The 7,881-nt window shown below is 69.8% G+C and carries 2 protein-coding genes; both read right to left on the bottom strand.

Features of this window, described 5'->3' with window-relative positions; genetic code table 11:
- Positions 1-90 precede the first annotated feature (90 nt).
- Positions 91-4,854 carry a type I polyketide synthase gene (locus K6T84_RS23455; protein ID WP_225400138.1) on the bottom strand — a complete coding sequence of 1,588 codons (4,764 nt, stop codon included), beginning with the start codon at positions 4,852-4,854 and terminating at the stop codon, positions 91-93.
- Between the two features lie 19 nt (positions 4,855-4,873).
- A partial coding sequence (locus K6T84_RS23460; RefSeq protein WP_329786944.1) for a KR domain-containing protein occupies positions 4,874-7,881 on the bottom strand: 3,008 nt, incomplete at its 5' end.

Here is a 7,881-nt window from a genome sequence, read left to right on the forward strand (position 1 = left end):
AACGCTCGGTCAGATCATCGATCTTGCGCAGCGCATCAGCAAAAATCGCCCGACGATCCGGCCCCCCAGCCGGCGCAGCAGTCTTCTCGCTCAACTCAACCTCTCCGAAAGCTGCGCGAGCAGCTCGTCATCGCTCATGTCGTCGTAGGCGTCGCCGTCCTGCTCGGCGGCCTCTGCCACCTCGGGCAGGATGCTCGCCAGGTATTCGGTCAGCGCCTCGACGGTCGGGTAGTCGAATACGACTGCGGCCGGCAGGGTTTCGCCGAGACTGTCCGACAGGGCGCGCTGCAGCGTGACGCTCATCAGCGAATCCATGCCGGAGGCGAAGAAGCCGGCGGTCGGGTCCAGCGCATGCCGCGACGCCAGACCCATCGCGGCGACGACCTGTGAGATGACGTGGTCACGCAGCATCTCGTGGCGCTGTTCGGGTTCGGCGTCGGCCAGCGCCCGCCGGAATTCGGTGGCGACCGGCGCCGATCCGCCGGCCGGCGCGGGGGCGGCCAGCAGGTCGTCGACGATGCGCAGCGCCGCGCGGGTGCGGTAGGCGGTGGCCAGGCGCGGCCAGTCGGCCGCGACGACGGTGTGCCGCACGGCATTGTGGGCACCGATCACCAGTGGAAGCGCCCCGATCGCGACCTTGTCCTCCATCGGCAGCAGCCCGGACTCCGCGGTGACCTGACGTTCCGCCTCGGACTGGGTGTCGTCCAACGATTTCCACAGACCCCAGTTGATCGCGGTGGCCGGTAGTCCGGCTGCCCGGCGAGCGTAGGCGAAGGTGTCCAGGAAGGTGGTGGTGGCCGTGTAGTGCGCCAGCCACCGCGATCCGGTCAGGCCGGAGATGGACGAGAACAGCACGAAGTGACGCACCGGGTGGCGCAGTGACAGCTTGTGCAGCACTGCCACCACGTCGAGCTTCGGCCGGAACATGGCGGTGACGTCGTCATCGGTCATGTCGCGCAACGTGATCGGTCCACCGGCGAAGGCCGCAACGTGGATGCCGGCCAGCGGCGGGAGGTCCTTGCCGAACCGGTCGAAGAGTGCGCTCATCGCGGCCTCGTCAGCGGCGTCCGCGGCAGCGGTGACCAAAGTCGTTCCGGTCGAGGACAACTCGGCCGACAACGCATCCAGGCGGGTGCCGGGCTGCCGCGACACCGCGACGATGGTCTTCGCCCCGTTGCCGGCCAGTTCTCGAATCAACTGCGGGCCGATGTTGCCGGTGGCTCCGATCACCAGATGGCAGGTGCCCGGGTCGAATTCGGCCGGCGCGGCAGCTCCGCTGGGACGGCCGCCCCGCAGGCGCGGGACGCGCCGGACCCCGGCCCGGTAGACGATCTGGTCCTCGTTGTCGCCTGCGCCGGCCTCGGCCCGAAGGTATCCGGCCACCAGTGCCGCCGGGACCGACTCGTCGACGTCGATGACCGCGCCCCAGATCTCGGGGTGTTCCAGAGCCAGCGTGCGGCCCAGGCCCCACAGTACGGCGTGCGCGGGGTTGGCCCGGTCGCCGTCGCCGACGGGCTGGGCGTTGCGCGTCAGCAGATACAGCTTGGCCCCAGACCCTGAAGCCGACTGGTCCGCCATGGCCGCGACCAGTCGCCGCGCGGTGTTGAACGCGTCATACGCCGGCGCCGCAGTCAGGTCCGCGGCGGCCGCCGCCGGCGCGTACAGCACATGGGTGGCCGCGGACAGCGCCGCGGACAAAGCCGCCCGGTCGGCACCGTCGGCCAGCGCGGAGGCGGCCAACGTGGCCACCGTGCCGTCGAGTTCTGCGGCCACGGCGTCGTCGCCGACCACCAGCCAGGACAGTTCCGCGGCGTTGTCCACGCCCTCGGCTTCGGCGGCCGGCCAACTCAGCTCGCACCACCATTCCGGGGGCACCGAACCGGCGTTGCCCACGGCCTGTTGGACACCATCGCCGACCGGACCACCAGCGCTGCGGATCGACGCGGTCTCGATCCAGTACCGGCTGTGCTGCCACGGGGTGCTGGGCAGCACCGGGTGCGGTTCCGGCGGGTGCGGCGTCTGCGGGGGCTGTGTGGTGTGCGTGCGGTTGAGGTTCGTGTGGAAGCTCAGCGCGTCGTCGCCGTTGCGTACCAGGGTTCCGACGCTGTGGTGGTGGCCGCCGAACGCCTCGCAGGTGTCGGCGATCGCGTGGGTCAGGATCGGGTGCGCGCTGACCTCGACGAAGGTGGTGTGTTCGCCACCGGCCGCGGTCACGGCCTGCGTCAGCAACGCGGGCTTGCGAACGTTGTCCGCCCAGTAGTCGGCGTCCAGCAGCGGCAGGCCGCCGGCCGGCATCGCCGACTCGGTCACCGTGGAATAGAACGGAATCGTGGCGACCTCGGGCGTCAGGCCCTCCAGAGCGGTCCGCAGGTCGGCGAGGATCGGATCCATGAACGCGGTGTGCGAAGCCACCTCCATGTTGACCCGGCGCGCGAACTTGTTCTCGGCGCTCACCTTCGCGATCAGTGCGTCGACCGGTGCCACCGCGCCGGCCACCACCGTCTGCTTCGGCGAAAGGTAGCCCGCCACAGCAACATCGGGGTAGTCGGCCAGCAGTGCCTCGGTGGCGTCTGCGTCCAGGTTCAGCAGTGCCACCGCACCCTGTCCAGCCTGCTGGGACATCAGCCGAGACCGGGCGGCGATCACCCGGAAACCGTCGGCCGTGCTCAGCGCACCGGCGACGACGGCTGCGGTCACCTCACCCATGGAGTGACCGATCACCGCGTCGGGGTGCACGCCGTAGGACCGCCACAGTTCGGTCAGGGCCAGCTGGAGTCCCATCAGGACGGGCTGCACCGCAGCGTCGCCGCTGATCGCCTCGCCGCCCGAGATCACCTGCCACAGCGAGAATCCGACGTGTTCGACGAAGGTGGGCTCGAGCACAGCCAGCGCTCGCGCGAAAGCCGGTTCGTCGGTGAGCAGTTGGCGGCCCATGCCGGCCCAGTGCGAGCCTTGCCCGGAGTAGACGAACACCGTGCCGGGCCCGCAGGGCCCGTCGTGCGGGCCGACGACGCCGTATCCCGAGCCGTCGGCCGAGTTGCCGGCGGCCAGTGCCTCCAGGCCACGGATGGCCTGGGCGCGGTCGCGGGCGCAGACCGTGCCGAACTGAGCCTGCCGGGCGCGGTGATGGTTGAGGGTGTGTGCGACGTCAGGCAGGTCCACGCCCGCGCCGAGGCCATCGAGCCAGCCGGCCAGATCCTGCGCGGTAGCCGCGATCCGCTCCGGATTGCGGCCGGCCACCACCAGCGTGGTGATCGCCGGGTCCGCCTCACGCGCTGAGACCTTGGCGGGCGGAGCCTGCTCGATGACCACATGGGCGTTGGTCCCGCCGAATCCGAATGAGGAGATACCGGCCCGGCGCGGATGGTCGGTGGACGGCCAGTTCTGCTGTTCGGCAACGACCTTCAGACGCATCTGATCGAACGTGATGTGCGGGTTCGGACTGTTGAAGTGCAGGTTGCGCGGAATCTGCCCGCGCTGCACCGCCAGCACCGACTTGATGAAGCCGACCATGCCGGCGGCCGCCTCCAGGTGACCCATGTTCGACTTGGCGGCGCCCAGCAGCAGGGGTGCGTCGGCGGGACGCCCGCGGCCCAGCACGGTACCCAGCGCCCGGGCCTCGATCGGGTCGCCGAGCAACGTTCCGGTGCCGTGGGTTTCGACGTAGTCGACTTCGTGCGGCGCGATGCCTGCGTCGGCGTAGGCCGAACGCAGCACCGCCATCTGTGCCGCGGGGTTGGGCGCCAGCAGGCCGTTGGAGTGGCCGTCCTGGTTGATCGCCGAACCGCGGACCACCGCCAGCACCCGGTCGCCGTCACGACGGGCGTCGGACAGGCGCTTGAGCACCACCACACCGCAGCCCTCGCCGCGGACGAAGCCGTCTGCGGCGGCGTCGAAGGCGTGGCAGGCGCCGGTCGTAGAAAGGGCGCCGCTCTGATCGAAGCCGCGGAACACCGCCGGCGACATCAGCAGGTTCACCCCGCCGGCGATGGCGGTCTCGACCTCACCGGTACGCAGGCTGCGGCAGGCCAGGTGCAGGGCCACCAGCGATGACGAGCACGCGGTGTCCACCGTGACCGATGGGCCGCGCAGGTCCAGGAAGTAGGACAGCCGGTTGGCGATGATGCTCAGTGCACCACCGGCATTGCTCCAGGCGTCGACGGTGCTCAGATCAGACGACGCATGCAGGCCGTATTCGGTGATGCTGGCCCCGACGAACACCCCGGTCTGCGAGCGCCGCAGCGAGGTGGCCGGAATTCCGGCGTGCTCCAACGCTTCCCACGCCACCTCGAGCAGCAGGCGCTGCTGCGGATCCATCTTGACCGCTTCGCGGCTGGAGATGTCGAAGAAGTCCGCATCGAAAGCGGCGATGTCGGTCAGAAACGAGCCCCAGCGGGTGGTGCGGGCGATCTCAGCCGAGCCATCGTCGAACGGCGCCCAACGGTCCTCGGGAACCTCGGTGACCGCGTTGCCGCCGTCGATCAGGAACTGCCACAACGCTTCCGGCGAATTGATGTCGGCCGGGAATCGACAACCCAGGCCGATCACCGCGATCGGCTCGTCGGTACCCAGCCGGCCGGGCTCGGATGCCGAGTCGTCGTCGGCGGCTTCGGGCTCGAGCAGGAATCGGGCCAGCTCCGCCACCGATGGGTGCTGCCAGAGCTCGACCGGAGAGATCTTGCGGCCCAGCAGTTCTGACAATTCACCACAGAGCACGACGGCGTCGCGCGAACCGACTCCGAGATCGTTCAACGAGGCGCTGAAATCGATGTCTTCGAGGTTGCAGCCGATGTTGGTGACCAGGTAGTCGGCCAGCCAGTGGCGCAGTGCTTCTTCGTCAAATGCTGCGGTCATGCTGGGAACTCAATTCCCACTAGATTCCGTCCCATCCGGCCGAGGCCGATTCCACGCTGTCGAACAGCTCATTCAAAACACTGTCGGCGGACTCGGACGCCTGCCCGTTGGCTGCGGCCGACCCGTCGACGGAAGCGCCCTCGGGCAGCAGCTTGCCGGTGAGGTGCGCCGCCAACGCTGCCGTCGTCGGGTGGTTCCACAGCATCGTCGCCGACAGCTCCAACCCGACGAGCTGTTCGATGTCGCGCCGGACTGCCATCGCCATCACCGAGTTCAGTCCCATTTCGGCGAATGGACGGTCCAGCTGCAGTTCGGCCTCCGGCATGCGAAGTTCGTGGGCCAGGATGCTGCGTAACCCGATTTCCAGCTCGCTGAGTATCTCATCGGGAGCCAACTGAGCCCAGTCGCGGGAGGGTCCGGCGGCGATACCGTCCGCAGCACCGGGCTCGCCTTCCCTGGGCAGCGGCACCATCACGGCCTGGGCGACGTCGTAGTGCTCGACGTGATCCCAGGCGGCGAAGGCCTCTGCCGGGGTGATCGCCCGCGAGCCCATCCGCTCCAGTTCGTGCAGCACGACGTGGGCTTCGGCACCGAATCCGAGGCCCTTCCAGGCCACCCAGTCCAGGCTGACGCTGTGACAGCCCCGCTGGTGGCGGGCGCGGGCCAGACCGTCCAGGTAGGCGTTCGCGCTGGCGTAGGCGCCCTGGCCGGGCACGCCGAACACCGCGCCGGCGGCGGCGGTCATAAAGTAGAACTCCAGGCTGCCGGGCGGGAACAGTTCGTGCAGCACCTGGGCTCCGGCGACCTTCGGCCACATGGTGTCCCGCAGCCGCTCATCGTCGAACTCGGTCAGCAGCTGGCCCTCGGTGATGCCGGCGGCGTGGATGATGCCGCGGATCTGCGGGGAGCCCGCGTCGTCGCGACGGGCGATGAGTTCGGCGACCGCATCGCGGGAGCCGATGTCCAGCGCGGCCAGTTCGACGCTGACGCCGCGGCGCTCCAGTGCCCGGATCGCGGTGATCTTCTGCCGGACACCGGCGTCAAGGGTCGCGGCGTCCCAGTCGCGCCGCGGCGGCAGGCCGGTGCGGCCGGCGAGCACCAGGCGGCGGGCACCACGGTCGACGAGCCACCCGGCCATCAGCAGACCCAGGGCGCCCATGCCGCCGGTGACGAGGTAGGCGCTGTCGGGCTGGCAGACCATCGGTTCGCGGTCCGGCGGGCCGGACAGCGGGGTGAACGCGGTGGTGAGGAACGTTCCGTCGCGCAGGACCAGGATGGTTTTCGCCGGGGTGCGCAGCACACCTGACAGGGCTGCGGCATTAGCGGCCAAGTCCGCCGTGTTGTCGCTGGGCAGGTCGATGAGCCCACCGCAGAGCTGGGGCTGCTCGGCCCGGATCACGCCGGCCATGCCCCACAGGCTGCTTTGGCGCACCGCGGCGTCCGACGCCGCCTCATGCACTCCCTGGGTGATGATCCACAGCGCCGGCGGGTGGTCGTCGCGCTCGGCGAGTTGGGTGACCAGGTCGGCCACTTCGCGAGCCAGCCTGCTGGTGGCGTCCAGGTCGCTCTCGCCCGCGCGGTCCGCGTCGGCCACGTAGAGCACGGTCTGAGCCTGGGCGATGTCGACGTCACGGTGACCGGCTGCGACCAGCCCGTCACGCAGTGCCTCGGCGGCGGCACCGTCACCGACGACGGTGAGCGTGCCCGGCTGGTCCGGGGTTTCGGGTGCGGCGTCCCAGGGCTGCCAGTCGATGGCGTGGGCGATCGACGTCGGGTCGTCGGTGGGGGCGGCGGTGCCCAGTGCGGTGTAGCGCAGTCCGCGGATGTCGACGCAGCGCGTGCCGTCGGCGGTCGTCACGGCGATGTCGATGACGAGTTCGTTCTCGCCGCCGTCCCGGCGGTGCACGACGACTCCGGCCCGGTTGTCTGCGGGCGGCTCCCCGAGGTGGATGCTGCCGATCGCGGCGGGCACCATCAGCTCGGGGTTGTCGCGGTCGACCAGTCGCGCGATGTGCAGTGCGGCGTCCAGGAGTGCGGCGGTGGCCGATCGGTCGGTGCCCGCGGCCAGCTCTATGTCGGCCAGCAGCTCCGCCTGGGTTGTCCGCCCCGAGCTCAGCGACCAGTCGAAGGGGCGTCCCTCGCTGCCCCAGGTCAGCCACAGCGAGGTGACCGCTTCGTCGTCGAAGTGTGTTCCGGCGTGGCCGTTCTTGCGGGTTGCGCCCTCACCGAAGGAGTCGATGTCGCCGGCCGCGGCGATGCGGGCGCTGAGGTGTCTGATCCAGCGCGCGTCGTCGCCGCCGGAGTTCGAGGAGACTGCCCTCGAGGAGATGGCGATGGATTCGGCGTCGGCGACCACCTGGACGGACCGCGGCCGGTCGACGATGATCGGGTGCTCGAAGCGGATGTCGCTGACGCCCGGGCGGCCGCACACCTCGATGGCGGCGTCGGACAGGGTTTTCAGCAGCACCGACGCCGGCACCAGTTCGACGCCGTTGTTGCGGTGGCCGCCCGGGTAGGGCTTGGTCTCCGGCGAGAGTCGCGCCTGCCACAGGTGGACGGTGGGGGTGCTGCCGATCTTGATGTGCGTTCCCAGCAGCACTCCGGTCCGGGGCGCGGATTCGGCTGCGGTAACCGCATTTTCGGTGTTGAGCCAGTGGTGGGTGTGCCGCCACGGGGTGGCCGGGAGCACCGGGTAGCTGCCCGACGGGTGCGGCAGGTCGCGGGGACTGACCGGGTGCGCCGCGTTGAGGTGTTCGTGGAAGACGACGGTGTCGTCGCAGTCGCGCACCAGCGTGGCCACGCTGCAGTGCGCGACGGCTTCCAGGTTCTCGTCGATGGTGTGGGTCAGAATCGGGTGCGGGCTGATCTCGATGAAGGTCCCGTACGCCTCTGCCGCTTTGGTGATGGCCTGGCTGACCAGTGCCGGACGGCGCACATTGTCAGCCCAGTACTGCGCATCGAGCACCGGTGTGGGCCCAGCCGGATCAACCGTGGTGGAGATGAACGGAATCTGTGGCACCGAAGGCA

It is taken from the genome of Mycobacterium zoologicum (assembly GCF_020181635.2).
GTDB classification, from domain to species: domain Bacteria; phylum Actinomycetota; class Actinomycetes; order Mycobacteriales; family Mycobacteriaceae; genus Mycobacterium; species Mycobacterium zoologicum.

Coding starts and splice junctions, on each gene's coding strand:
- K6T84_RS23455 (WP_225400138.1), bottom strand. CDS start 4,854: ATGACCGCAGCATTTGACGAAGAAGCACTGCGCCACTGGCTGGCCGAC.